The 23,503-nt window shown below is 62.5% G+C and carries 24 protein-coding genes and 1 pseudogene; 20 read left to right on the plus strand and 5 right to left on the minus strand.

What is annotated here, in order from left to right:
- Nucleotides 1–43 precede the first annotated feature (43 nt).
- Nucleotides 44–3,313, minus strand: coding sequence for an arabinosyltransferase domain-containing protein (locus AC1Q6C_RS26425; RefSeq protein ID WP_412770903.1), 3,270 nt, complete (start codon nucleotides 3,311–3,313; stop codon nucleotides 44–46).
- Nucleotides 3,314–3,431: 118 nt separating this feature from the next.
- Between AC1Q6C_RS26425 and AC1Q6C_RS26430 the strand changes: the two genes are divergently transcribed.
- The 11 genes from AC1Q6C_RS26430 (at nucleotide 3,432) to hisF (ending at nucleotide 11,760) form a co-directional block, all read left to right on the plus strand.
- Nucleotides 3,432–3,914: a hypothetical protein gene (locus AC1Q6C_RS26430; RefSeq protein ID WP_228232679.1), complete on the plus strand. Its 483-nt coding sequence runs from the start codon at nucleotides 3,432–3,434 to the stop codon at nucleotides 3,912–3,914.
- A gap of 153 nt (nucleotides 3,915–4,067) precedes the next feature.
- A complete protein-coding gene (gene hisD, locus AC1Q6C_RS26435) occupies nucleotides 4,068–5,390 on the plus strand; it encodes a histidinol dehydrogenase (protein ID WP_007732254.1) in 1,323 nt (440 codons plus the stop codon).
- On the plus strand, nucleotides 5,387–6,529 hold the full coding sequence (locus AC1Q6C_RS26440) for a histidinol-phosphate transaminase (RefSeq protein WP_042449556.1): 1,143 nt from the start codon (nucleotides 5,387–5,389) through the stop codon (nucleotides 6,527–6,529). The genes hisD and AC1Q6C_RS26440 overlap by 4 nt, the downstream gene beginning before the upstream one ends.
- On the plus strand, nucleotides 6,526–7,140 hold the full coding sequence (hisB, locus tag AC1Q6C_RS26445) for an imidazoleglycerol-phosphate dehydratase HisB (RefSeq protein ID WP_209447507.1): 615 nt from the start codon (nucleotides 6,526–6,528) through the stop codon (nucleotides 7,138–7,140). The genes AC1Q6C_RS26440 and hisB overlap by 4 nt, the downstream gene beginning before the upstream one ends.
- Nucleotides 7,137–7,286 (plus strand): hypothetical protein, encoded by a 150-nt coding sequence (locus tag AC1Q6C_RS26450; RefSeq protein ID WP_007732248.1) that lies wholly within the window; start codon nucleotides 7,137–7,139, stop codon nucleotides 7,284–7,286. The genes hisB and AC1Q6C_RS26450 overlap by 4 nt, the downstream gene beginning before the upstream one ends.
- Nucleotides 7,287–7,378: 92 nt before the next feature.
- Nucleotides 7,379–8,500 (plus strand): MFS transporter, encoded by a 1,122-nt coding sequence (locus AC1Q6C_RS26455; RefSeq protein WP_042923080.1) that lies wholly within the window; start codon nucleotides 7,379–7,381, stop codon nucleotides 8,498–8,500.
- A gap of 9 nt (nucleotides 8,501–8,509) precedes the next feature.
- Nucleotides 8,510–9,145, plus strand: coding sequence for an imidazole glycerol phosphate synthase subunit HisH (hisH, locus tag AC1Q6C_RS26460; protein ID WP_003942389.1), 636 nt, complete (start codon nucleotides 8,510–8,512; stop codon nucleotides 9,143–9,145).
- Nucleotides 9,142–9,393, plus strand: a complete 252-nt coding sequence (locus tag AC1Q6C_RS26465) for a hypothetical protein (protein ID WP_047272209.1) — start codon at nucleotides 9,142–9,144, stop codon at nucleotides 9,391–9,393. The genes hisH and AC1Q6C_RS26465 overlap by 4 nt, the downstream gene beginning before the upstream one ends.
- A 19-nt stretch (nucleotides 9,394–9,412) precedes the next feature.
- Nucleotides 9,413–10,147 (plus strand): bifunctional 1-(5-phosphoribosyl)-5-((5-phosphoribosylamino)methylideneamino)imidazole-4-carboxamide isomerase/phosphoribosylanthranilate isomerase PriA, encoded by a 735-nt coding sequence (gene priA / locus AC1Q6C_RS26470; protein ID WP_003942371.1) that lies wholly within the window; start codon nucleotides 9,413–9,415, stop codon nucleotides 10,145–10,147.
- Nucleotides 10,148–10,156: 9 nt separating this feature from the next.
- Nucleotides 10,157–10,990: an inositol monophosphatase family protein gene (locus AC1Q6C_RS26475; RefSeq protein ID WP_003942414.1), complete on the plus strand. Its 834-nt coding sequence runs from the start codon at nucleotides 10,157–10,159 to the stop codon at nucleotides 10,988–10,990.
- Nucleotides 10,987–11,760 (plus strand): imidazole glycerol phosphate synthase subunit HisF, encoded by a 774-nt coding sequence (gene hisF / locus AC1Q6C_RS26480; RefSeq protein WP_230358752.1) that lies wholly within the window; start codon nucleotides 10,987–10,989, stop codon nucleotides 11,758–11,760. Before AC1Q6C_RS26475 ends, hisF begins: the two co-directional genes overlap by 4 nt.
- Here the strand turns inward: hisF and AC1Q6C_RS26485 are convergent.
- Nucleotides 11,757–12,374: a TetR/AcrR family transcriptional regulator gene (locus AC1Q6C_RS26485; RefSeq protein WP_030537064.1), complete on the minus strand. Its 618-nt coding sequence runs from the start codon at nucleotides 12,372–12,374 to the stop codon at nucleotides 11,757–11,759. The genes hisF and AC1Q6C_RS26485 overlap by 4 nt on opposite strands.
- 104 nt (nucleotides 12,375–12,478) lie before the next feature.
- Between AC1Q6C_RS26485 and AC1Q6C_RS26490 the strand changes: the two genes are divergently transcribed.
- On the plus strand, nucleotides 12,479–13,960 hold the full coding sequence (locus AC1Q6C_RS26490) for a flavin-containing monooxygenase (protein WP_030537063.1): 1,482 nt from the start codon (nucleotides 12,479–12,481) through the stop codon (nucleotides 13,958–13,960).
- Between the two features lie 21 nt (nucleotides 13,961–13,981).
- On the opposite strand, the gene AC1Q6C_RS26495 is transcribed toward AC1Q6C_RS26490, so the two are convergent.
- Nucleotides 13,982–14,503 carry a universal stress protein gene (locus AC1Q6C_RS26495; protein ID WP_230358751.1) on the minus strand — a complete coding sequence of 174 codons (522 nt, stop codon included), beginning with the start codon at nucleotides 14,501–14,503 and terminating at the stop codon, nucleotides 13,982–13,984.
- Nucleotides 14,504–14,604: 101 nt separating this feature from the next.
- Here AC1Q6C_RS26495 and hisI point away from each other — a divergent pair, with 101 nt between their 5' ends.
- The 4 genes from hisI to AC1Q6C_RS26515 all read left to right on the plus strand — a co-directional run bounded on the left by hisI (nucleotide 14,605) and on the right by AC1Q6C_RS26515 (nucleotide 16,035).
- The gene (gene hisI / locus AC1Q6C_RS26500) at nucleotides 14,605–14,952 is read left to right on the plus strand and encodes a phosphoribosyl-AMP cyclohydrolase (protein WP_003942390.1); all 348 of its coding nucleotides are present in this window, start codon (nucleotides 14,605–14,607) and stop codon (nucleotides 14,950–14,952) included.
- Nucleotides 14,953–14,958: 6 nt separating this feature from the next.
- On the plus strand, nucleotides 14,959–15,252 hold the full coding sequence (locus tag AC1Q6C_RS26505; protein ID WP_042449548.1) for a DUF1905 domain-containing protein: 294 nt from the start codon (nucleotides 14,959–14,961) through the stop codon (nucleotides 15,250–15,252).
- 62 nt (nucleotides 15,253–15,314) lie between these two features.
- Complete coding sequence (locus tag AC1Q6C_RS26510) at nucleotides 15,315–15,575, plus strand: SRPBCC family protein (RefSeq protein WP_223304508.1); 261 nt, start codon at nucleotides 15,315–15,317, stop codon at nucleotides 15,573–15,575.
- Between the two features lie 73 nt (nucleotides 15,576–15,648).
- Entirely contained in the window at nucleotides 15,649–16,035 is a 387-nt protein-coding gene (locus AC1Q6C_RS26515; RefSeq protein WP_003942402.1) for a DUF2784 domain-containing protein, read from the plus strand.
- 60 nt (nucleotides 16,036–16,095) lie between these two features.
- Here the strand turns inward: AC1Q6C_RS26515 and AC1Q6C_RS26520 are convergent, their stop codons facing one another.
- Nucleotides 16,096–16,521 (minus strand): nitroreductase/quinone reductase family protein, encoded by a 426-nt coding sequence (locus AC1Q6C_RS26520; RefSeq protein WP_230358750.1) that lies wholly within the window; start codon nucleotides 16,519–16,521, stop codon nucleotides 16,096–16,098.
- Nucleotides 16,522–16,630: 109 nt separating this feature from the next.
- On the opposite strand from AC1Q6C_RS26520, the gene AC1Q6C_RS26525 reads away from it, so the two are divergent.
- Nucleotides 16,631–17,053: an ArsR/SmtB family transcription factor gene (locus AC1Q6C_RS26525; RefSeq protein WP_003942406.1), complete on the plus strand. Its 423-nt coding sequence runs from the start codon at nucleotides 16,631–16,633 to the stop codon at nucleotides 17,051–17,053.
- The gene (locus AC1Q6C_RS26530; protein WP_230358749.1) at nucleotides 17,050–18,063 is read left to right on the plus strand and encodes a cation diffusion facilitator family transporter; all 1,014 of its coding nucleotides are present in this window, start codon (nucleotides 17,050–17,052) and stop codon (nucleotides 18,061–18,063) included. Before AC1Q6C_RS26525 ends, AC1Q6C_RS26530 begins: the two co-directional genes overlap by 4 nt.
- 34 nt (nucleotides 18,064–18,097) lie before the next feature.
- Here AC1Q6C_RS26530 and AC1Q6C_RS26535 read toward each other — a convergent pair whose 3' ends face one another.
- Nucleotides 18,098–18,709, minus strand: coding sequence for a VOC family protein (locus AC1Q6C_RS26535; RefSeq protein ID WP_021333651.1), 612 nt, complete (start codon nucleotides 18,707–18,709; stop codon nucleotides 18,098–18,100).
- Between the two features lie 317 nt (nucleotides 18,710–19,026).
- On the opposite strand from AC1Q6C_RS26535, the gene AC1Q6C_RS26540 reads away from it, so the two are divergent.
- Entirely contained in the window at nucleotides 19,027–22,131 is a 3,105-nt protein-coding gene (locus AC1Q6C_RS26540; protein WP_230359913.1) for a multicopper oxidase family protein, read from the plus strand.
- Between the two features lie 117 nt (nucleotides 22,132–22,248).
- Nucleotides 22,249–23,486, plus strand: a pseudogene (locus AC1Q6C_RS26545) (HNH endonuclease signature motif containing protein).
- The last annotated feature ends 17 nt before the right edge of the window (nucleotides 23,487–23,503 follow it).

The following is a 23,503-nucleotide window of genomic DNA, read 5'->3' on the forward strand; positions in this document are numbered from 1 at the left end:
CTGGACCGTGTCACTCAGTGACCCAGCCGCTCAGAAATTCCGCTCAGAAAACCATGGTCATCGATCCCGGGTTCCACGTCCCGGAGCGCTGAACGGTCGTTTCGTCGACCTGGGCAGGTACTGCACTCGGATCGATCGGTGTGTACTTCTCGATCGAACCCCAGTCGCGAGCCCAGTCGTTGTCGAGATACGACGGAATGGTCTGCGCGGTCAGGAGCAGATCGATCCACCCCAACGGTCCACCACCGTAGTGGTCCTGCCAGGCACTGGTCACGAGCGCACCGGAATGGTCGGGAAGGATCCGATACTCGGGGACCTCCGCGATACCGACCCGATGATCGAAGGGGCGTTGGCATGGGAATGCCAGTCCGACAGCCCAATCCAGCATGACGGGCGCCTGTGAACCGACGACGTCGTTGAGCTTCTGGGTCTTCGGAACCCGCGGCGGGGTGACGGCCACCCATTGGTCGGGCTTGCTGTCGTAGTCGCTGACGACCAGTCGAATGCTGTTGGCTTCGACGGGAATCTGATCCAACGGCACACGCAGGTTCCGCCATGACGGCGCCGGGCCGATGTCGAGGGGCGCGATCTTTCCGAGTGTTTCGACAGCGTCTGTTTCGGCATCGTCGACGCCACGCGCTGTGCCGTACTCGACCTCGACGTTCTGGCCGTAGGTGACGATTCCGTCCTTGTCGACGGACCGAACACGACCAGCCGCGGCAATCGAGATGATGTCGCCACGCGTGGCGTTCTCGCCCACGTCGGGGAGTTGGTACCAGTCACTGGTCAGAGTGCCGGGGGAGGGCTGACCGTAACTACCCATGACGGGTGTTGTCGCCGGGTCGAGACCGAACGGCAACGCGACCGAACTGCCGTTGACTCCGGTCTGTCCGGCGCCACCGCCGGTTCCGGCCGAGTTGCCGGCGGTGTCCTCGGAGGTGTCGACGGTGTTCGCGCCGCCGGTAGCCGTGGCTTCCTTGTCTGCTCGAAGGTCGGAGGCGACGCCATTCGGATCGAATCCCGTAGCCCCACCGGCGGACAGTCCTGTGGCGACGCTGCCCGAGAGGGGCGTCAGCATCGAGGCGTTCGGATCGGTCTCGAGCAGAACGTCGTTGGCGAGACCGCAATGTTGGCCGAGAACGGCGTCGACGTTTGCACGGCCCACCGAATAGGCCGGGTACTGGGTGACCGCGCCCTTGGCCATGGACAGCACCTCGAAGAGGACCATGGCACCTGCGGCAACCGTCAGTGGCGAGATGGCAAGCAGTCGAGCGTGCTTCGCGGACGGTTCCTTCCCCGCGGTGTACGGCTCACGGAAGAAGTACCACGCGGCGACGCCGAGCATCAGCACCGTCAGCCCGAGGAGGACGGTGCTCGCGCCGAGTCCGCTGATGGACACAGGCTTGTCCCACCACGGAACGCTGTAGCTGGACACGTAGTAGTAGCTGTTGCTGCCGGTGAATGCCACCGCGAGGAGGAACAGGACGGCCGCCGCGAAGAGGGCCCGATTGCGCGGCGAGCGCAGGAGTTTTGTTCCCACGGCGACGGCCGTCATCATCGCCAGAACGGCGGTGAGTCCGGCAAAGATTCCGAAGTGGTGCGTCCACTTGGTCGGCGAGAACATCAGCAGTGGCAGTGCGCCGATCGTCAGCCCCACGACGCGGCGTGACGGGCCGGCGGCCAAACCGGGAATACGGCCCCCCTTGCGCAGCATCATCGCGGTGCAGACGCCAAGGCACAGAACCATGACGAACACACCGAATCTGCGAGTCAGGGAACCGTCGACGGAGATGTTGAAGAGGTACTGATAGCGGAGGTACTCGTCGAACCAGGGCTGATTCGGTGAGATCGAGTGGACGCGTTGCATCTCGATGACGGCGGCCAGACTTTGATCGCCGAACGCGGGGATGAGAATCGAGAGTCCGGCAGCTAGCAGTGGCCCGACAGCCGCGACGTAACCGGTGGTGCGCGCACGTTCGATGATGATGCGCATGATCGGGCGTATTCCGGCGATGAGTGCGGCAAAGCAGATGAGGCCGGAAGGGCCGGCAGTCAAGGTGAATCCGGCGATCAGGATCGCGACTGCGACCGGCAGAAGTCGTCTCGTCGCGACGGCGCGTTCGATCGAGCACCAGGTCAGCAGCACGCCGAGGGCAACGATCGGTTCGGGGCGCAGTCCGTTGTTGAACGGAAGCCAGAAAGCGAGGAAGACAAGCGCGCCGGTCCAGAGGGCGAGTCGATTTCCGCGAATGGCGGCGCCCAGCCGAGGCGCAACCTCCCGGCTGATGACGAGCCAGGTGATGATGCCTGCCAACAGAGCAGGCAGACGGACCCAGGGGCTTGCGGTGCTGACGTGGGCCAGGAGTCCGAGGATGTTGTAATACGGCGTTCCGAACGGGGTTTCGGGGACCGCGAACCACCGGAAGTAGTTGGACATGTAGCCCGATTGCTCGGAGGCTCTTGCCATCGTGAACTGGTAGCCGTCGTCGGTGGTGGTAGCGCCGATGAAGTGCCACAGCACCAGCGTTCCGACGACGACGCCGTCGAGGACGGTGAACTTCCACCATCGGGCGGGCAGAAATTTGCGTGTGCCCCGGCCGTCGCGGTTGTCGAGGCGGTGCAGCGCGAAGAGGGACACGACAGCCGTGAGTGCCCCGAGAATCATGGCGAGAGTCTTGATCACCGACGGGCTCGACGTGAAGCGAGAGTCCGCCTCGATCGAGACGTTCAAACCGGCTGCCGCCGAATCGAGGTCGCTGAAGACGCCGACTACCTGTGGCCGGCTGTCGCCCTCGATGACGCGCGGTTCGGAACCGGTGGCACTGAAGGTGGTTCGGGTCGGCTCGGCGGCGAGCGTGAGTGCGCATCCACTCGGCAGATCAGCGACGGGTGTCGAGAGCAACACTCGATCGCGTAGGACAACGTCGACCCGAGCGGGAGCGTCGGAGGATTCGGGGGAGACGGTGGCAACAAATCCGTAGCGGCGCGCATCGGCGGCACCCGGGGGAGCAGTCGAGACGAGCGTTCCGCCGGTGGCGGCCAACTCACTGATCGACGCGCACGGAATCGATGCCTCCATGCGCAACGGTGTGTACGAGACCAATGGCGCCTCGACGCTTGTCGTCGACCCGGCCTGCGGCCAGTTGACGACGGCGGTGTCCTGCTCGATCGGCAGGAACGGCACTGATCCGCACAAAACTATGCCGAGGATCGATGCGACAATCGCAACGATCCGTGCTCGGTTCGGTCCGCTGGATCGCTGAGGGGTCGGCAAGGCCGGAGGTGCGGTCGTGGCCACGTCACTGTCTGTCACGACTTTGGACCCTAGCTGTGCGTGACGTGTTTGTTATAAAAGCGCGAGTAATGGGATGGTCGTGTTCCCGGTGTCATTCCTCGGGGTGGGGTTGTCGGCGATCGAGGCGGGGGGTGCTGTGCGCGAATTTCACGAGTCCATTCCCCTGAGCCCACTACTGCGGCGGTCGGCGGTCGCATTGTGCGTCGTCCTCGGAATTGTCCTGGTAATTGTCTGCGGGTTCGCGGCAATCGTGGATCGCGACTCGGCGGGCTACGTCGGCGCCGTGTTGTCCGCGGTCCTGTCCTTCGGGTTGGCCGCGTACATGTGGAAGGTGCGCGTGATCATCACCACAGACGTCGAACGAGTGTCGATCGCGCTGTCTCCGGGGCTGCGTCAGGTATTTCGGTGGGACGAAGTTGTGTCTGCCACTGCAGTACATATCGGGATGGGCTCCGGAATCGGTTATCGAATGACCGGCCCAGGTTTGCGGGTAATTCTCGCATCTCCCGGCGACGGGGTCCGCTTTCGTCTGCATGACGGCCGTGAAATCTCGGTGGCAACACCTCGAAGGGACGAGCTGATCGAACTCGCCCGGCGGCGGGCGCCGGACCTGCAGTGAGCGTTGCAGGTGGACCGGTGAAAAACGGGGTGCGCCTATCCTGGATAATTGACATCAGTTCTGTGTTTCAGGCGCGCTGTTCAGGGCCTGTGATGCCGGACCGGTTTGCTGCCGCTTGCACAGGCACCCCGTTTGCGTACGAGAGGAACTCTCATGCTTGCCCGCACCGACCTGCGTGGTCGTACCCCATCCACGGCCGAACTTCGCGCCGCGCTTCCCCGAGGTGGAGTGGATGTGGACGCGGTACTGCATCAGGTTCGCCCGATGGTCGAAGCCGTCCGTGATCGCGGGGCAGAAGCCGCCCTCGAATTCGGCGAGAAGTTCGACGGCGTTCGTCCGGCTTCGGTTCGTGTACCCGCGGCCGAGCTCGAGCGCGCACTTCGTGAACTCGACCCCGCAGTCAAGGAAGCCCTCGAGGTTGCGATCGAGCGCACCCGCAAGGTGCACGCCGATCAGCGTCGCAAGGACACCGTCACCGAGGTCGTTCCGGGTGGCACGGTCACCGAGCGTTGGGTTCCGGTCGAGCGCGTCGGGCTGTACGTGCCCGGCGGCAATGCCGTGTACCCGTCCAGCGTTGTCATGAACGTCGTGCCGGCTCAGACGGCCGGCGTCGGATCACTTGTTGTCGCCTCGCCGCCCCAAGCCGACTTCGGCGGATTGCCGCACCCGACCATCCTTGCCGCAGCAGCCATGCTCGGCGTCGACGAGGTGTGGGCCGTCGGCGGCGGGCAGGGCGTCGCCCTCCTTACCTACGGCGGAACCGACACCGATGGAACCGAGCTTGTCCCGGTCGACCTCATCACCGGTCCCGGCAACATCTATGTCACTGCCGCCAAGCGTCTGTGCCGCGGACTGGTCGGCATCGACGCGGAAGCCGGTCCCACCGAGATCGCGATCCTCGCCGACCACACCGCTGACCCGGTCCACGTTGCCGCCGACCTCATCAGTCAGGCCGAGCACGACGTGATGGCCGCCAGCGTTCTTGTCACGACCAGCGTCGACTTGGCCGACGCGGTCGACAAGGCTCTGGCTGCGCAGCTCGAGATCACCAAGCATCGCGAGCGCGTCACCACGGCACTGACCGGTAGCCAGTCGGGCACGGTGCTCGTTTCTGATGTTTCCGCTGGTCTGCGCGTCGTCAATGCGTATGCGGCAGAGCACCTCGAGATCCAGACCGAGGATGCAACCGGGGTGGCAGCTCAGGTCACCAGCGCTGGTGCCGTGTTCGTCGGCCCGTGGGCGCCGGTCAGTCTCGGCGACTACTGCGCCGGCTCCAACCACGTTCTGCCGACGGCCGGGTGTGCACGCCACTCCTCCGGTCTGAGTGTGCAGACGTTCCTTCGTGGAATCCACGTGATCGACTACTCCGAGTCTGCACTGAAAGACGTTGCCGGACATGTCATCACGCTGGCCAATGCGGAGGATCTGCCGGCTCACGGCGAGGCTGTGCGTCTGCGATTCGAGGCTCTGCGATGAGTAGTGCTCCTGGAGAGTCGATTTCGGTCGACGCCCTGCCGATTCGCGAGAACCTGCGTGGAAAGTCGGCGTACGGCGCACCGCAGTTGACGGTTCCGGTTCAGCTCAACACGAACGAGAACCCGCATCCGCCGACCCAGGCGCTCATCGACGATGTGGCCGAATCCGTGCGCGAAGCCGCGAAGGAACTGCACCGCTACCCCGACCGTGACGCTGTGGCGTTGCGGACGGATCTGGCGGCGTACCTGGCGAAGCAGACAGGTGTACCGGTCACCGTCGACAATCTGTGGGCGGCAAACGGATCGAACGAGATTCTGCAGCAACTTCTTCAGGCGTTCGCAGGTCCGGGACGTAGCGCGATGGGTTTTGTGCCTTCGTACTCGATGCACCCGATCATCGCCGACGGTACCGATACCGAGTGGGTCGAGGTCTTCCGTCGGGACGACTTCGCACTCGACGTGGATGCTGCCGTCACCGTGATTGCGGAACGCCGACCCGACGTCGTGTTCGTGACCAGCCCCAACAACCCGACCGGACACAGCGTCGGCATTGCGGAACTGCGACGCATCCTCGACGTGGCGCCGGGCATCGTGATCGTCGACGAGGCGTACGCGGAGTTCTCCGCTGCCCCCAGCGCGATGACGCTGATCGACGAGTTCCCGGCCAAGCTGGTTGTGACCCGCACCATGAGCAAGGCTTTCGCGTTTGCCGGTGGCCGACTCGGCTACCTCGCCGCCGCTCCCGCGTTCATCGACGCACTGTTGTTGGTGCGCTTGCCGTATCACCTCTCGGTGGTCACGCAAGCGGCGGCACGTGCCGCCCTGCGTCACGCCGACGAGACCCTCGGCAGTGTGCACGCCTTGTCCGCCGAGCGCGATCGAGTGTCGAAGGCGCTGGCGGACACCGGTTTCCGAGTGATTCCCAGTGACGCGAACTTCATCTTGTTCGGTCAGTTCACCGACAGTGCACAGGCGTGGAAGGAATACCTCGACCGCGGGGTTCTCATCCGCGACATCGGCATCCCCGGATATCTGCGGGCCACCGTGGGACTCGAAGCCGAGAACGACGCGTTCATCAAGGCCAGTGACGAAATCGCAGGCACCCAGCTGGTCGACACGAATTCAGGAGAGACGGCATGAGCGATCGCATCGCGCGGATCGAACGAACAACTCGGGAATCAAGCATCGTCGTCGAACTGAATCTGGACGGGACCGGCATCGTCGACATCTCCACCGGCGTTCCGTTCTTCGACCACATGCTCAACGCGTTGGGTACTCACGCCAGCTTCGATCTCGACGTCAAGGCGAAGGGCGACGTCGAGATCGACGCTCACCACACCGTCGAGGACACCGCGATCGTTTTCGGCCAGGCACTCGGCCAGGCTCTCGGCGACAAGAAGGGCATCCGTCGTTTCGGTGACGCCTTCATCCCGATGGACGAAACGCTGGCGCACGCGTCGGTCGACGTCTCCGGTCGCCCGTACTGCGTGCACACCGGTGAGCCCGACTACATGGTGCATTCCGTCATCGGCGGGTACCCGGGCGTTCCGTATCACGCGGTGATCAACCGCCACGTGTTCGAGTCGATCGCATTGAATGCACGTATCGCACTGCACGTTCGGGTTCTGTACGGCCGCGATCAGCACCACATCACCGAGGCGGAGTACAAGGCCGTTGCGCGAGCTCTGCGTGAGGCGGTCGAGCCGGATCCGCGCGTGAGCGGCGTGCCGTCGACGAAGGGCACACTGTGAGCGTCCTCTTCACCTACTTGCTGTTCATCGGCGCGGGTATTGCCGTGGGCGGCGCCTACTCGATGTTCAAGGTCAACAAGCTTGCGTCGGGAATCCTTCTGGCGTTGGCGGTTCTGGCGGCGGTAGCGGGCGCACTGCGTCTGTGACGCGAAAAGTGACTGTGTCTGAGACGCGAAAAGTGACTGTATCTGAGACGCAAGATCCTGCTCCATCGCCGGGGTTGCTTCGCACACCGGGCATGATCGGTGTCCTGATCATGGCGGCAGCAGCTTTCGGTGGCTGGTCGTTGCTGTTGCCGGTGGTGCCGTTGCTGGTTGCGCAGTCCGGCGGATCGGATGCGCTTGCCGGATCGGTGACCGGTGTCTTCATGGCGGCCACGGTCTTGACGCAACTGCTCGTGCCTCGGTTGTTGCGGACGCAGGGCTACCGGCGCGTGCTGGCGGTCGGGTGTCTGCTCCTCGGCCCACCGTCGTTGGTGCTGTTGATCTCGGCCGACGCCGGCCCTGTCCTGGCGGTTTCCGCGGTGCGTGGCATCGGTTTCGGCATGCTGACGGTGGCCGGCAGTGCACTGGTGGCGGAGTTGGCGCCCAAACGAATTCTGGGCCGTGCCACCGGTGCTCAGGGAATCGCGATCGCAGCGTCACAAATGGCGGGGCTTCCGCTGGGGCTTGCGATCATGGAACGGTGGTCGGCGACACCGGTGTTCGTCCTCGGTGCGCTGATCCCGGCGCTCGCGCTGGTGGCCATTGCCGGGTTGCCGAAGATCTTCGCCCAGCCGACCGGGGAATCCGTTCGACTGAGTGTGTTCGCCGTCTTGGTTCCGGTGCTCGCTCTGGCGTGTGTGTCCGCCTCGTTCGGCGGATTGTCGTCTCTACTGCCGATCGCAATCTCGGAGCGTGCGGCCGTTGCTGGAGTGGTGTTGGCGACCGCCAGTGGGTCGATGTTGGTCGGCCGGTACTCGGCGGGCCTGATCGCCGATCGTCTCGGCAGTGGTCGGACACTCGCGCCGGCATTGGCGTCGTCGACCATCGGATTGGTGCTGTTCGCGATCAACGTCGACGGCGGGTCGACGCCGGTCTTGTTCTGCGCGGCGGTCCTTTTCGGGCTGGGGTTCGGGGCGGTGCAGAACGAGTCCTTGGTCATGGCGTTTCAGGCTGCCGGCCCGAGGCAACTCGGATCCGCCAGCGCGATCTGGAACATCGGCTACGACGCCGGCACCGGAATCGGTGCACTGGCGTTGGGATTCGTGGCCACGACTGCCGGCTACGCATGGGTGTTCGCGGTCTCCGCGGTAGTTGTCGCGCTCCTCCCGGCACTGGCCGCGGGCGGCAAAGTGATCGGCAGCAGGGTTGCCCGATAGAGTTGGGGCATGAGCGCTTCCACGATTGCTGTACTCGATTACGGCTCCGGCAACCTGCATTCGGCCACTCGCGCACTGGCGCGCACCGGGGCGCAGGTGGAGGTGACCAACGACATGAAGGTTGCACTGGCGGCCGACGGTCTCGTGGTGCCCGGCGTCGGCGCGTTCGCGGCCTGCATGGAAGGTCTGCGTGCAGTGCAGGGTGACCGAATCATCGGCAGACGCCTGGCCGGTGGCCGACCGGTGCTGGGCATCTGCGTCGGCATGCAGATTCTGTTCGACCGGGGAGTCGAATTCGGTGTCGAGGCGGAGGGCTGTGGCGAATGGCCCGGCACCGTCGAGAGGCTGCAAGCAGAGGTTTTGCCGCACATGGGCTGGAACACCGTGGAGGCGCCGGAGTCCAGCACCCTGTTCAAGGGCATAGACGCCGATACCCGCTTCTACTTCGTCCACTCCTACGGTGTGCAGAGTTGGGAGCTCGCGCCGTCCGAGCACATTGCACCCCCGAAGCTGACATGGGCCGATCACGGCGGAAAGTTTCTCGCTGCCGTCGAGAACGGTGCGTTGTCGGCAACGCAGTTCCACCCCGAGAAATCCGGTGACGCAGGCGCCGAGTTGCTGAGCAACTGGGTGCAGAGTTTGTGACCGGGGGATCCGGACCGAACCGCGGTGACGATTTCTCCCTCGCCCGTCTGGCGTTGTTCTCGCTCGGCGCCGCTGTGGCTGCGCTGGCGGTCGCAACCGTCGTCATCGTTGTTCTCAAACCATCGCCGGGCGTCGGCCTCGTGCTCGGTCTCGTGGGGGTCGTCGCTGCGATTGCGGCAATGGGCGTCGTATCCAAGCGGATGACCCGAAAAGCGTTCGGTGACCCGGAAGACGGTTCGAGGTCCTGACCTACTAGGGTTACCGCACGTGAGCCTGGTCCTTTTGCCTGCTGTAGATGTCGTCAACGGTGAAGCTGTTCGCCTCGTGCAAGGAGAGGCGGGAAGTGAGACCGGTTACGGGTCGCCCCGCGACGCTGCTCTTGCGTGGCAGAACGACGGTGCCGAATGGGTGCATCTTGTCGACCTCGACGCTGCTTTCGGGCGTGGGTCCAACAGTGAACTGTTGGCCGGCGTCATCGGCGACCTGACGGTCAAGGTGGAACTGTCCGGTGGAATCCGCGACGACGCTTCCCTGGAAGCCGCACTGGCCACCGGCTGTGCTCGCGTGAATCTCGGTACTGCCGCTATCGAGGATCCCGAGTGGTGTGCGCGTGCATTGGCCAAGTACGGCGACAAGATCGCTGTCGGCCTCGATGTTCGTCTCGTCGACGGTCAGTACCGCACCCGTGGTCGCGGCTGGGTCACCGACGGCGGCGATCTGTGGGAGACCCTCGCGCGTCTGGACCGTGACGGCTGCACTCGTTACGTCGTCACCGACGTCTCCAAGGACGGCACACTCACCGGTCCCAATCTCGAACTTCTCAGCCAGGTCTGCGCGGTCACCGACGCGCACGTCGTCGCCTCCGGTGGTGTGTCGACCATCGAGGATCTACTCGCCATTTCCAGCCTGGTTGATCAGGGTGTCGAGGGCGCGATCGTGGGCAAGGCATTGTATGCCGGTCGCTTCACTCTCCCCGAAGCACTGGCAGCAGTTTCCGGATAGATTTTCCAGATGACTCCGACGCGTGACCTCGACGAACTTCTCGCGATTGCGGGTCGGCTTCTCGACGGCGTCCACGATCAGTTCGTCTCCGGTGTCGGCGCCCCGAGTGCGGTCCGCAAGGGCTGGGGTGATTTTGCCACCGAGGTCGATCTTGCGCTCGAGAAGCGGTTGACCGCGGAGTTGTTCGAGCAGACCGGCATCGAGGTGCACGGCGAGGAATTCGGCGGTCCCGACGTCGGTTCCGGGCTCGTCTGGGTTCTCGACCCCGTTGACGGTACTTTCAACTACTCGGCCGGATTGCCCACTGCCGGAACGTTGTTGGCGCTTCTCGACGACGGTGTCCCGGTGCTCGGATTGACCTGGCTTCCATTGATCGGTCACACGTACGCGACTCGCGCCGGCGGTCCGTTGTTGGTCAATGGAATCGCCGTACCGCCGCTGGAGCCAACCGATCTGGCGTCGTCGATCGTCGGCTTGGGTGCGCTCAACGTCAACAGTCGAGGGCGGATCCCCGGCAGTTTCCGTCTCGACCTCCTCGCCGAGATCAGCAAGGTGTCCTCGCGGATCCGGATACACGGTTCAACCGGAGTCGATCTGGCCTTCACCGCGGCCGGCATCCTGGGCGGTGCGATCGTCTACGGCCGCAACGCGTGGGACAACGCGGCCGGGGTCGCGCTCGTTCGCGGTGCGGGCGGGGTGGTCACCGACCTGGCCGGCCGCCCGTGGACCGTAGAATCGGAGTCGGTGCTCGCTGCCGCTCCGGGCATCCACGGTGAGATTCTCGATATCCTCAACGCGCTCGGTGATCCGCGCGCTTCGTCCTCAGGAGGACCACAGTCATGACCCTCGCAGTTCGTGTGATTCCGTGCCTCGACGTCGACGCCGGGCGAGTGGTCAAGGGTGTCAATTTCGAGAATCTTCGCGACGCCGGAGATCCGGTGGAACTCGCGGCAGCGTACGACGCTCAGGGCGCCGACGAACTGACCTTCCTGGACGTGACCGCCTCCACGTCGGATCGCGGCACGATGCTCGACGTCGTAAGTCGCACTGCCGAGCAGGTTTTCATTCCTCTGACCGTCGGCGGTGGAGTGCGCACGGTCGCGGATGTCGATCGTCTGCTGCGTGCCGGTGCCGACAAGGTCAGCGTGAACACCGCGGCGATTGCGCGCCCGGAACTGCTGAAGGAACTGAGTGAGCGTTTCGGCTCGCAGTGCATCGTCCTCTCGGTCGATGCCCGCACCGTTCCCCAGGGGCAGCCGGACACACCGTCGGGGTGGGAGGTCACGACGCACGGGGGCAAGCGCGGCACCGGGATCGACGCTGTCGAGTGGGCCGAGCGTGGTGCAGAGTTGGGAGTGGGGGAGATCCTGCTCAACTCGATGGATGCCGACGGCACCAAAGCGGGCTTCGACCTTCTGATGATCCGCGCTGTCCGGGCGGCAGTCCAAGTACCGGTGATCGCCAGTGGCGGTGCCGGCCTGGTCAAGCACTTTGCCCCGGCTGTCGAAGCGGGCGCAGACGCAGTTCTCGCAGCAAGTGTCTTCCACTTCGGCGATCTGAGCATCCCGGAGGTCAAGGATGCGATGCGTGCCGAGGGAATCGTCGTTCGCTAGGCGTTCTCGGCGCGGATTCCGTCGAACATGAGGCGGCTGATGGCTTGGTTCAACGCCGTGCAGTCGACGGACGAACCGGCTCGCAATCCTTGAATCGCACTTGCCAGCATCATGCCGTTGACGGCGTGGGCAGTGTTGTCGACATCGAGGTCGGCGCGTAGATAGCCGCATTCGACTCCGTGGTGCAGGTACGCCGCGGTCAACGATGCCGACTGGTCGAGTAGATCGAGCATCCGGCCCGTCAGATCGGCGTCGACGCCCGTCGTCTCGAACAGCAGAACCCGCGGGATGCGGGGGTCGTCGAAGAAGATGCGGGGGAGCGCCTCGGCGATCCGTCCCACCTGGGCGCGGTACTCGTCCAGTGTGCTGGCGGCGTCGGGAGCATTCTCGGTGGCCAGTGCGCTGATGATCTTTGCGACGAGGTCGTCGATGACGTGATCGATGATGTCGCGCTTGTTCTCGAAGTACCGGTAGAAGGTCCCGTGGCCGATTCCGAGAGTTGTTGCGATGTCGGCAATTCCGGTTGCGTGATAGCCGCGCTGGGCGAAGCACTCGAATGATGCGTCGATGATCTCGCGGCGCAATTCCGCCTTTTTTCGTTCCGCTCTGGTCATGGCCTTCGTCACATCAGGAATGATACCGTTCTCAATAACGGAATGACGTGTCAGTTTCTGATGTGCAGTTTTTCTGATGTGCAGTTCACGAGAGGGATTCTCCGATGGCAGTGCAGTACGACGCAGTAGTAGTGGGGGCGGGCTTCGGCGGAATGGGTGCGGCCATTCAACTCAAGCGGCTGGGCCTGAACAACCTGGCGATCCTCGAGCGCGAGGACGATCTGGGTGGAACCTGGCACGTCAACCGCTATCCCGGTCTGGCTGTCGACATCGCGTCGGTCACCTACTCGTATTCGTTCGAGCCCAATCCGAACTGGTCCAGGCTTTTCGCACCGGGCGCGGAACTGAAGAAGTACGCCGACCACGTCGCGGACAAGTACGATCTGCGGAAGCACATGACGTTCGGTGCCGTGGTCAACGGAGCCCGCTGGGACGAGGATTCCTCGCACTGGGTCGTATCCGTCGAAGGCGCGCCGGACATCACTGCCAAGTACCTCCTGACTGCGACGGGTTTCCTCTCGCAACCGCATCGGCCCGACATCTCCGGTATCGACGACTTCGCCGGCAAGATCATCCACACCACGGCCTGGGACGATTCCTACGATCTGTCCGGCACCAAGACCGCAATCATCGGAACCGGCGCCACCGCTGTGCAGTTGATCCCCGAGGTGGCGCGTCAGGCCGCAGAGTTGACCGTCTACCAGCGCACGCCGATCTGGGTGGTTCCCAAGATCGACGTCCCCATTCCGAATGCAGTGCAGAAGCTGTTCTCGCGTATTCCGCTCACCCAGCGAATCGCGCGCGCTGTCAGTTCGTCGATCCTAGAAATGATCATGGTCAGCGCGGTCCTGCACTACAAGCAGGTCAAACTGTTGAACAAGGGTGCGGCGGCCGCATCACGTGCGTTTCTGCGGTCCCAGGTCAGCGACGCCAGCCTTCGCAAACAACTCACACCGGACTACGACTTCGGGTGCAAGCGTCCCACATTTTCCAACAGCTACTTCCGTACGTTCACCAAGGACAACGTGCATCTCGAAACGACGCCGATCGACCACATCGCTGCCGACGGAATCGTCACCGCCGACGGTCGCAAGACCGAGATCGACACCTTGGTGCTGGCAACGGGATTCAACCTCTGGGATGTGAATTTTCCAGCCATCGAGGTTATCGGTCGAGAGGGACGAAACCTCGGTAAGTGGTGGCGCGACAACCGTTTCCAGGCCTACGAAGGGGTCGCGGTTCCGTATTTCCCCAATTTCCTCACGCTCGCCAGTCCGTACTCGTACAGCGGGTTGTCCTACTTCACGACGATCGAATCCCAGATGCAGCACATGGATCGACTGTTCGGCGAGGTGAAACGGCGCGGCGCGGAAACATTCGAGGTCACCGAAACTGCCAACGCCGAGTTCCTCGACCGGATGACCGAGAACCTGGCGGACTCCGTCTTCTACGGCGGTAGTTGCCAGACTGCACGAAGCTATTACTTCAATCAGCACGGCGAGGCTGCGATTCTGCGGCCCACGTCTACACGGAATGCGTTCGTCGAAGCGAAACGCTTTCCGCTCGAGGACTATTCGATTATCTAGGCGGGCTTGTCCCGCGTTCGGCTATCTTGCCGAGCTGACTCCGGTCGGAACCGATATCACGGGATAACGGTTCTGCCGGTTCAGTCGGGAAGTGACCGAGATGTGCATCAGTCGGCTCACCGCGGAGGCAGCGCCTTTTCGCGGAGATCCGATCACGATGGTAAATGCGTCGTATTTGTCCGCGGTTGCGAGAATGACACCGGCCGGGTCTCCATAGGTGCAGTCGTACGTCCAGGTGTCGGCGTGCGAGGCAAGTGCCGAGGTTGTCTGCTCGCGTTGCGACACCATCTGGTCGTGCAGACGCGTTTCGAATTCTGGTGAGTCGGTTTCGACAGGTAGGTCCTCGGACGTGATGCAGTGAACGACGTGGAGGGCTGAATCCTCCTTGGCGGCAAGCGTCAGTGCGTAGCTGAGTACATTCTTGCTGGTAGCACCTGGGCCGATGCCGAGAACGACGTGGCGGGTTCGGACGCGATCGGTACTCGGGTTCGCGAGATGGCAGATGTACTCCGGGTGCGGACCGTCATGACGTTGATGGTTCATGTCGGATCTTCTTCCAGAGCGAGAAGCGAAGGAACTTCCATTCTAGGGCGGCCGTGCAGGGGAATTCCACGGAAGTCACAGGTGGAAGGTATAAACGTCATATGAGTCTTGATCCCGCAATCGCGGCGAAGCTGAAGCGAAACGACGCCGGACTGTTCAGCGCGGTTGCGCAGGAGAAGTCGACCGGTGATGTGCTGATGGTCGCGTGGATGGACGACGAAGCGCTCGCGCGAACACTGGAAACCCGTAAGGGGACGTACTATTCGCGCTCGCGGCAGCAGTACTGGGTCAAGGGAGAGACCTCCGGGCACACCCAGTACGTGCACGAGGTGCGACTCGACTGTGACGGCGATTCCGTCTTGCTGATCGTCGATCAGGAGGGCGCCGCGTGCCACACCGGCACTCACACGTGTTTCGACACCGACGTCCTGCTCGCTGCTGAGCAGTGACGCGAGATGGCCACTGACAAGACTCCACAACCGCTCGATTACTCGTTCACCGCTCCCATCGAGAAAGACGGTGCGTTCGCAACGTTCTTGACCGTGCCCGGCTCGGCGGAACTTCTGGGAACCAGACGCGCTGTGAAGGTGCTCGGAACCCTCGATGGTGAGCATCCCTTCGAGGCGACGCTGATGCCCTCCGGCGACGGACCGCACTGGCTTCCGCTGCGCGTGGCGCTGTGCAAGGCGATCGGCAAGAGCGCCGCTGGAGAAGAGGTAGCGGTACATCTACAGCAGCGCCTGAGCTGAAGTTTTCCCGAACCAAGGAGCGCCGTCGTGCAATTCTGTTCGACTTCGCACACGCCGCGGACGTGGAGCCGGATCGGTGGGCCGAGTACGGTCCAGGTGCCGTCGGCGTCGGGTGGGACATGGGACTGCTCGGGCTGGCTCGACACGTGGAACTGGGGATCGCGACGCCACTCGAGACACCCGAGTGGTCGGCGAGCGACGAGGCCAAGGCATTCATCGCGGGAAGCAGTGAACTGTGGGCCGAAGCTGCGATCGCATCGGGCGACGACCCGGATGCGGCTGCAGCCGCCGCTGCTCGCACGACCGCTGCATACACCGGGTAGATCACCTCTACGAGGACTAACATCGGATTAGTCTGGTTGTTGCGGGACTTCCGCGCCACGAGCGGAGACGACGATGGTGTATCGGCTCATCGAAGTAGTAACGGTGTTCGTTCACTTCGGGTTTGTCCTCTATGTGGTGCTGGGAGGGTTCGTGGCGTGGAAGTGGCGTCGTACCATCGGTTTCCACCTACTTGCAGTCGTCTGGGGAGCCGGTTCGATAGCGGTCGGATATGACTGCCCGCTGACCAATCTCGAGAACTGGGCCCGCCGGATGGCCGGGATCGCGGAGTTGCCGTCCACCGGATTCATCTCGCACTACATCACCGGCGTGTTCTATCCGGCGAGTATCGAAGGCCTTGTACAGGCGCTCGCGGCGACAGTGGTTGTCGGATCCTGGGTCGGATACGTGCTGCTCGGACGGCATGCGAAGGGTGAGGTCAAAGCCTCTTCAGCGACCTGATTCCGTACAAACGATCCCAGCCGTTTCCGAATGGCAACGACTGGGAGGTGCTACCAGGATTTACGCGCGAGTCAGGGCTACCACCGGGATTGTGCGGTTCCCAGCGGTCTTCTCCGCGTATTCGGCAAATCCCGGGTATCGACTGGCCTGCTCGTCGTAGATGCGGTCACGCTTCTCGCCGGTTACTTCGCTGACGGAGACCGGGTATGTTTCGGTGCCGATCTCGACCTCTGCCTGGTCGGTGGCAACGAGGTTGTAGTACCAGTCGGGATTGGTCGGGGCACCGGCCTTGGATGCAAAAACGTAGATGGTCTTCGGATCCTGCTCGTCTGCCAGATACATCATGGGACTCACGAAATCGCGTCCGGATTTGCGTCCTGTGTGGTGGACCAACACCATGGGCGCACCTTCGAAGGGGCCACCTACCTCGCCCTCGTTCTCCCGAAATTCCGCAATGATTCCTGCGTTCCAATCGTCGGTACTCATCGTTGTCTCCCGGTCTGCGAGTGGCGAAGGGCTCTGCCGCCAAGCTTTGCACAACTGGTGAATCGACGAGAGGTCATCTTCGGCGTCCAGCATGATCTACTATCTACGTATGAACGCAGATAGTGGTGTTTGTCGCCGCAAGCTTCCCGATGATCAAGTCGACCTCGTCGTCGAGGTGTTCCGCATGCTGGCCGACGCAACCCGTGTGCAGGTCTTGTGGGCATTGGTCGACCGCGAGTGCTCGGTGAACGAACTGGCGGAACGCGTCGGCAAGCCGGCGCCCTCGGTGTCGCAGCACCTGGCGAAATTGCGCATGGCAAGGTTGGTACGAACCCGCCGCGATGGTACGACGGTGTTCTATCGCCTGGAGAACGACCATGTGCGCCAACTGGTTACGGACGCGGTCTTCAATGCGGAGCATGCCGGACCCGGATTGCCGGGGCATCACCGTAGTGAAGGTGAGCTTCGGGAGATACACCCGGAGCGCTCGGCGAACGTCGATCGGACCGATCAAGAAGAAGGTGCGTCGTGACGTACGAACCCAAGACGTCCCACGGCCACGGCCACCCCCATGGCCACGGGCCGAAGGGATTTCGATCGGCAGTCCGCGAAGTGTTCTCGCCGCACAGTCACGACGCTGCCGACAGTGTCGACGACGCATTGGAATCGAGCGCAATCGGCATCCGGGCGGTCAAGATCAGTCTTGTCGCGCTCGGAGTCACCGCAGTTGCTCAGGTTGCGATCGTGGCGATCTCGGGTTCGGTGGCGCTGCTGGCGGACACCATTCACAACTTCTCCGACGCGCTCACGGCAGTCCCACTCTGGATTGCCTTCGCGCTCGGTCGGCGCGCTGCGACCAGGCGCTATACCTATGGTTTCGGGCGTGCGGAGGATTTGGCCGGACTGTTCGTGCTCGCCATGATCGCACTGTCGGCAGTGATCGCCGGTGTCGAGGCGGTGAGGCGATTGATCAACCCGGTCGAGATCGAGCACCTCGGTTGGGTAGCGGCGGCAGGTTTGATCGGTTTCATCGGAAACGAATTGGTGGCGTTGTATCGGATCAGGGTCGGCAGGCAAATCGGTTCAGCGGCCCTGGTGGCCGATGGATTGCATGCTCGGACCGACGGATTCACCTCGCTCGCAGTCCTTCTGGGGGCGGGGGGAGTTGCGCTGGGTTTCCCGTTGGCAGATCCGATCATCGGCCTTGTCATCACCGTTGCCATCGTGGCGGTGCTCAGGACTGCAGCGCGAGACGTCTTCCGGAGGTTGATGGACGGCGTCGAACCTGAGTTGGTGGACGACGCAGAGCATGCATTGATGCACGAACCTGGAGTCCTCAGTGTTCGTGATCTCAAGATGCGGTGGATCGGACACCGACTGCATGCCGATGCAGAACTCGACATCGATCCCCGGGCAACACTTGCCGAAGCTCATGCGATTGCACACAGCGCCGAGCATTCGCTCACTCACGCGGTGCCCAAACTCGCTACTGCCTTGGTGCATGCGTACCCGGCGCATGACGCGGCCAACTCCGAAGTCTGATACCGGCCGCCTTCCCGGTGATCTGTGCTTGATGTCAAGCGCAGGCGGCTTCCCAGGCGAAACCGTCTGGGTCTGTGAAGGTTTCAGACGCGCCGGCAACGGTCAGACGGTGTGATCCGGTGCCTTCCGGAGCAACCCCGGCATCCTTTGCCAAAGCGCGGCGACCATACAGTGCGAGTGTCACATTGTTTGCTGCACTGGTGAATTCGACGTACTTGCGACCGAAGCTCTTGGACACCTCGAGTCCGCGGTCGAGGTAGAACTGCTTGCTGGCCTTGACGTCTTCGGCGCCGAGCAGCAGCACGAGGCTGTCGATCGTGCGGGTGGCCGGCCCGTCGTTCTTCTTCGACGACGTGGCGATCTTCCAGATCGAACCGTCTGGAGCCTGGACGACTCCGCCGTATCCCCAGAGGGATTTCTTGACAGGCTTCAAGGCGGTGGCACCGGCTGCGAGTGCTGCGCCGACGAAGGCGTCGACGATGTTCGGTTGGGAGACGACGAGCGAAAGGGTGTACCCACGAAACCCTGTTGTCGGTTCGTTCGATTCGCGTAGCTGGATTCGATCTCCGACGCCGAGAGCGTTGTAGAAGGCTTCGGCTGCCGCGAGGTCGGGAACGTCGAGTATCACGGATTTCGCGGTGGTCATCTGGGCGCTCCCTGCTGATGTGTGGATTGGCGACGTGTGGTCGGAAGTGGACTTCTGTGGTGTGTTCATGTGTTTCAACGTAATTGCGGGTCCCGTGGCTGTGCTTCTCGATTTCTGATCGGTTTGCTGAGACTGCTTGCAAGGTGCAGCACTCACGCAGGCCTTAGGTGGGCGATTTGTCGTGAATATCCTGTTCAGCCGATGTTTTCTCGATAGGCTGGTGAGCGCTGATCGGACGTACCTCACGCCACCATGGAACGGGGAAACCAGTGATCGCACTGCGAGGAAAGTCGTTAGCCGCAGCAGTAGTGGTGTCCATGACGATGGCGTTGGCCGCGTGTACCTCCGGTGAATCGGCGCCCGAGGTGGGCGGCAATTACGGCTCTGGCGGAACCGCCGTCGACTATCGGGAGCCGGTGAAACTGAGTAGCCGAGATGGTGTTCTCGAGGTGCGCTTGTCCGCTCATCAGGGAGTGATTCCGCTCGATACCGCTTCGGCGCCCGTGTCGAATTTTCTGCTCTTCGGGTACGAGGTCATCCGCGGTACGGCGTCGGACGGATCGACCTCGGCGAGTGACGTCTATCCGGCGCCGACTCTCCGCGTCAATCCCGGAGAGCGATTGATCATTCATTACGACAACGATTTGCAGGATCTCACGATCCAGGACTTCTACGATCCGGCATTCACACCGGCGGGCGGGGACGTGCCGATCTATCCGCCGGCGCTGACGTCGGCTCCGCTGAATCTGCACACGCACGGAGTGCACGTGAGTCCGGACGGCAATGCGGACAACGTGTTGCTCAACATTCCAGCCGGCCAGGGAAACGTGTACGACTACGCGATTCCGGGGACGATGCCGAACGGTCTGTACTGGTATCACAGTCACCGGCACACCCTCACCGCCCAGCAGACGTACATGGGCCTGGCCGGGCTACTGGAAATCGGCCGGCCGGACGGCAATCTGCCTGTCGTGACGGCAAACGACGTTCCGATTCGCGATATGGCACTGCAGTACAACTTCGTATTCGACCGAAAAGGAAAGGGCCGACAGCTCAACGACGCGAACTGGCCCCAATTCGTCAGTACGTTGACGCCACCCGCCGGTACGGAACTAGCCGACGGCACGTACCGTCCGAGCCTTGCTCCGGTGAATTTCTCGGACACCACCGAGGGCGCGCAGTATTTCACCAACTGGTACACCGGACCGTTGTCCCCGGCCAATCATCGTGGACAGAATCAATTCGTTCCAGGCAATCTGCAGAGCTTCGTGGGTGAAGCGACGACTGTACCGGCCGATCCTTCACTGCCGGACAACCAACGCGATGTGCAGTACACCGTGAACGGTCAGTTCCAGCCGTCGCTGAAACTGAAGCCGGGGCAGACCGAGATCTGGGTGCTTGCCAACATCAGCGACTTTGCCTACATGCCGGTCACGTTGACGGAAACCGCAACCGGCGCCCATCCGAAGTTCGCCATCGTAGGGCAGGACGGAAACCCGTTCGACGAGGTCAGGCCACCCGTGGACGGGGACGGAACCAGGCTGGTGATTCCGCCGGCCTCGCGATACGCAATCGCAGTGACGATGCCGGAGTCCGGCGATCTGGTGCTGGAGATGCCTCCGCTCGAAGGTGCGAAGCCGGTGAGCAATCCAGGCATTCTCTACACCAACAACGGTACCGACAATCCGCCCGCCGAACTCGGAACCGTCACCGTCGACCCGTCGGTGATCAGTTACGCGGACGGATTCTTCACGTTCCCGACTCAGCAGTTGATCCGTGCGACGCCAGACGAGGGTGAAGGAAAGACGACTCCCTTCGAGTTCGGACAGAAGCTCGATACCTACACCTCGTTCGTGGATACCGCAGCGATGACGCCCGACGTGACCCGCAACCTCACAGTGTCCGGTGGGTTCGGAAACGAGAAGTCCAGCAACAGTGATCCGAAGGCCTTCACCTACGAATTCGCCGACAACACGTTCCCCAACATTCCGCTGATTCAACCGCGACTGAATTCCGTTGAGGAATGGAAGATCACGAACCTCAACAACGACGAACACCCGATGCATATTCACGTCAACGACTTCCAGGTAACGGAAGTTGTGGATCCCGTCGCAGGTACCACGACAGGGGTTCAGCCATGGGGAATCGACAACGTTAACGTGCCCGCTCCGGTGACGGACGAGAATGAGAATGCTCTCGAGCCTGCGTCAGTGACGTTGCGAACGAAGTTCACCGAGTACACCGGAACCTTTGTGATTCACTGCCACCGACTCAATCACGAGGACAACGGTTTGATGGCGACTGTCAACGTGATTCCCGAGGTATCGACATATGCCGTCGCGATACCTGGTTCGGCCGGCGTGCCCGCCAAGGTGCAGATATTCGATGCCAACGGCGACAAACTGATCACTGCTGTGACGCCCTTCCCGTCGTTCGAAGGCACCCCGAGTGTTGCGATGGCGGACGTGAACGGAGACATGGTGCTTGATCTGGTCGCTGGAACAGGTGCAGGCTCGGCTCCGGAAGTGGTGGCGTACAACGCAGTCGGCGGCGTGCCGTTCACCGACGAGTTGGCAAGATTTGCCCCCTTCGATGTGGGTTTTCGTGGCGGAGTGAACATCGGCGGAGTTGATATCGACGGAAACGCACTGGCGGACAACATCATCGTTGCCTCGGGCCCAGGGATGGAGTCGCAGGTCAAGATTTACTCCACCGACCTTCCGGCGGACAAGAGGTCCGCACCCGCAGAATTCGGTTCGTTCTCGCCGTACCCGGGATCGAGTAGCGGAGTCACGTTCGCAACCGGAATGGTTGACAGTCACTCCGGTCGAGCGAGCATCGTGACCGCACCGGGTGCGGGCGAGGAGCCGTTGATCAAGACGTTCCGCTACGACCTGTACGAACCGACGGCGGCTGCGCAGGGCGGCTCCGATGAACACGCAGGTCATACGGCTGGTCCTGTAATGACGTCGCAGTTTTTGGCATTCGATCAGGGCTACCGCGACGGGGTGTCTCTGTCGACGGGTTGGGTGGCCGGCGCCGAGGGCGGAGCAAAGTCGATAGTGGCAGGCATGCTCGGAGGAGAAGGATCAATCCGCGTCTTTTCGAGTGGATCCAGGCTCGACGGTGCACCCGAGATGTACCTCGAGAGTCCAGATCACCATTCGACGGACGTGGCGTTTCGGGAGGTTGCAGCTTTCGACCCGTTCACCGGTCCAGGTTCGGGTGTCGGAGTGGCCACGACGAGCACGACTACCGGCGCGGATCTCCTCGTCAGCGGCAGCAACGGAACGGGTGCCGAAGTTCGGAAATTCACTCTCGGTCGTGCCGATCCGTCTGCGACCACATTGACACCGACGCTTGTGGGAACGCTGCCGCCCTATCCCGTCGGCGGGGGAGTTCTGCCGCTCGGCGGCCGATGATCCGGTTTTGAGAGTTACTGAAAGTAGTTTCATATCAACGGGTCTCGAGCCTTCCTGTTCTCGAAGTTGTCCGTTTTGTCTCTGGTTATCGAAAGTGTGTTCGATTAAACTTTCGGTATGGACAGTCGGGAAGCGTGGCAGCTGGATGGCGAGGACCTCAAGAGTGAGGTTCTGGATCTGGTGCGCGTCCGGCACGAGTTGCAGTCGCGGATGGTGTTGCTGATCGTGGAGATGTTTTCCCGGGAGACTGTGGTCGGGAAGGGTTTTCGGGCGATCGCGCAGTGGTTGCATGGTTCGACGAATTTGGAGATCGGTGAGTGCAGCCTGTTGGTCAGTCTGGCGCGGTTGTTGATGCTCGAACCTGTTGTCGCGGATGCATTCCATCGCGGCGATGTGGATGCGTTGAAAGCCCGTCAGGTGGCGTCGTTTTGTCAGCATCCACCCAAGAACATGACGCCGGCGGACGTGGACAAGGCCCGCGGAATCTTGCTCGGGTTGGCATCGAAGAACATCGCCGATTGTGATGCGGTGCGGGCGGCGATCCGGCGGATCGAGAAGCAGTACGGAAAACGCGAAGACGGCGTCCCGGTCGGCGAGGATTCCGAACGTAACGAGTTCTACGCCTCGAAAGGGTTGTACGGACGGGTGACCGTGAAGGGCGATCTGGATGCGGTGAACGGGGCCCGTCTGATCACGTTGTTGTCGAGCCTGTCTGCGCCGACGCCGGAGAAAGACGGCGTGAAGGACACCCGTACGCCGGCGCTACGACGGGCGGACGGGTTTTGCGAATTGTTGCGGCGGTACGAGCGGGCGGGGCTGGGTCCGATCGAGGGCGGAGTGAAACCGCACATCACAGTCACCGCCAGTGCAAAAGACATGACCGACCTCAAAGCATTGAAGGATCTACTGCCGTCGACGGAGGAACTCGGGTTTGCGTGGGCGGATTGGGTGGGTCCGATCAGTATCGATACTGCGCGGATGTTGGCCTGCGATTGCACGGTCACGCGGATTTTGTTGGATGAGAATGGTGTTCCGCTCGACTGCGGTAAGGAAGCGAGAACGGCGACGGTGCCGCAGCGGCGGGCGTTGACGGTTCGTGATGGTGGGTGTGCGTTTCCGGGGTGCGGGACTCCGTCGGGGTGGTGCGATGCTCATCATATTGTTCACTGGGGTGATGGTGGCCCAACGGATCTCGATAATCTGGTCTTGTTGTGTGGTCATCATCATCGGACGCTGCATCACACGGAGTGGCGGGTGGAGATCGGTCCGGATCGACATCGGTGTTCTATCCACCGATGTCGATCGATCCGTTCCAGCAGCCGATCGGCGGGAACAGCCCACCAACGGCCGCGTGAACGGACATAACTGAAAA

This window comes from Rhodococcus sp. MT28 (genome assembly GCF_058792695.1).

What these genes read in the sequence shown, in the direction of transcription:
- hisD (WP_007732254.1), top strand. Translation starts at nt 4,068, where the DNA reads ATGCTTGCCCGCACCGACCTGCGTGGTCGTACCCCATCCACGGCCGAA.
- AC1Q6C_RS26440 (WP_042449556.1), top strand. Translation starts at nt 5,387, where the DNA reads ATGAGTAGTGCTCCTGGAGAGTCGATTTCGGTCGACGCCCTGCCGATT.
- hisB (WP_209447507.1), top strand. Translation starts at nt 6,526, where the DNA reads ATGAGCGATCGCATCGCGCGGATCGAACGAACAACTCGGGAATCAAGC.
- AC1Q6C_RS26455 (WP_042923080.1), top strand. Translation starts at nt 7,379, where the DNA reads ATGATCGGTGTCCTGATCATGGCGGCAGCAGCTTTCGGTGGCTGGTCG.
- hisH (WP_003942389.1), top strand. Translation starts at nt 8,510, where the DNA reads ATGAGCGCTTCCACGATTGCTGTACTCGATTACGGCTCCGGCAACCTG.
- AC1Q6C_RS26475 (WP_003942414.1), top strand. Translation starts at nt 10,157, where the DNA reads ATGACTCCGACGCGTGACCTCGACGAACTTCTCGCGATTGCGGGTCGG.
- hisF (WP_230358752.1), top strand. Translation starts at nt 10,987, where the DNA reads ATGACCCTCGCAGTTCGTGTGATTCCGTGCCTCGACGTCGACGCCGGG.
- AC1Q6C_RS26485 (WP_030537064.1), bottom strand. Translation starts at nt 12,374, where the DNA reads ATGACCAGAGCGGAACGAAAAAAGGCGGAATTGCGCCGCGAGATCATC.
- AC1Q6C_RS26490 (WP_030537063.1), top strand. Translation starts at nt 12,479, where the DNA reads ATGGCAGTGCAGTACGACGCAGTAGTAGTGGGGGCGGGCTTCGGCGGA.
- AC1Q6C_RS26495 (WP_230358751.1), bottom strand. Translation starts at nt 14,503, where the DNA reads ATGAACCATCAACGTCATGACGGTCCGCACCCGGAGTACATCTGCCAT.
- hisI (WP_003942390.1), top strand. Translation starts at nt 14,605, where the DNA reads ATGAGTCTTGATCCCGCAATCGCGGCGAAGCTGAAGCGAAACGACGCC.
- AC1Q6C_RS26505 (WP_042449548.1), top strand. Translation starts at nt 14,959, where the DNA reads ATGGCCACTGACAAGACTCCACAACCGCTCGATTACTCGTTCACCGCT.
- AC1Q6C_RS26515 (WP_003942402.1), top strand. Translation starts at nt 15,649, where the DNA reads ATGGTGTATCGGCTCATCGAAGTAGTAACGGTGTTCGTTCACTTCGGG.
- AC1Q6C_RS26520 (WP_230358750.1), bottom strand. Translation starts at nt 16,521, where the DNA reads ATGAGTACCGACGATTGGAACGCAGGAATCATTGCGGAATTTCGGGAG.
- AC1Q6C_RS26525 (WP_003942406.1), top strand. Translation starts at nt 16,631, where the DNA reads ATGAACGCAGATAGTGGTGTTTGTCGCCGCAAGCTTCCCGATGATCAA.
- AC1Q6C_RS26535 (WP_021333651.1), bottom strand. Translation starts at nt 18,709, where the DNA reads ATGACCACCGCGAAATCCGTGATACTCGACGTTCCCGACCTCGCGGCA.
- AC1Q6C_RS26540 (WP_230359913.1), top strand. Translation starts at nt 19,027, where the DNA reads ATGACGATGGCGTTGGCCGCGTGTACCTCCGGTGAATCGGCGCCCGAG.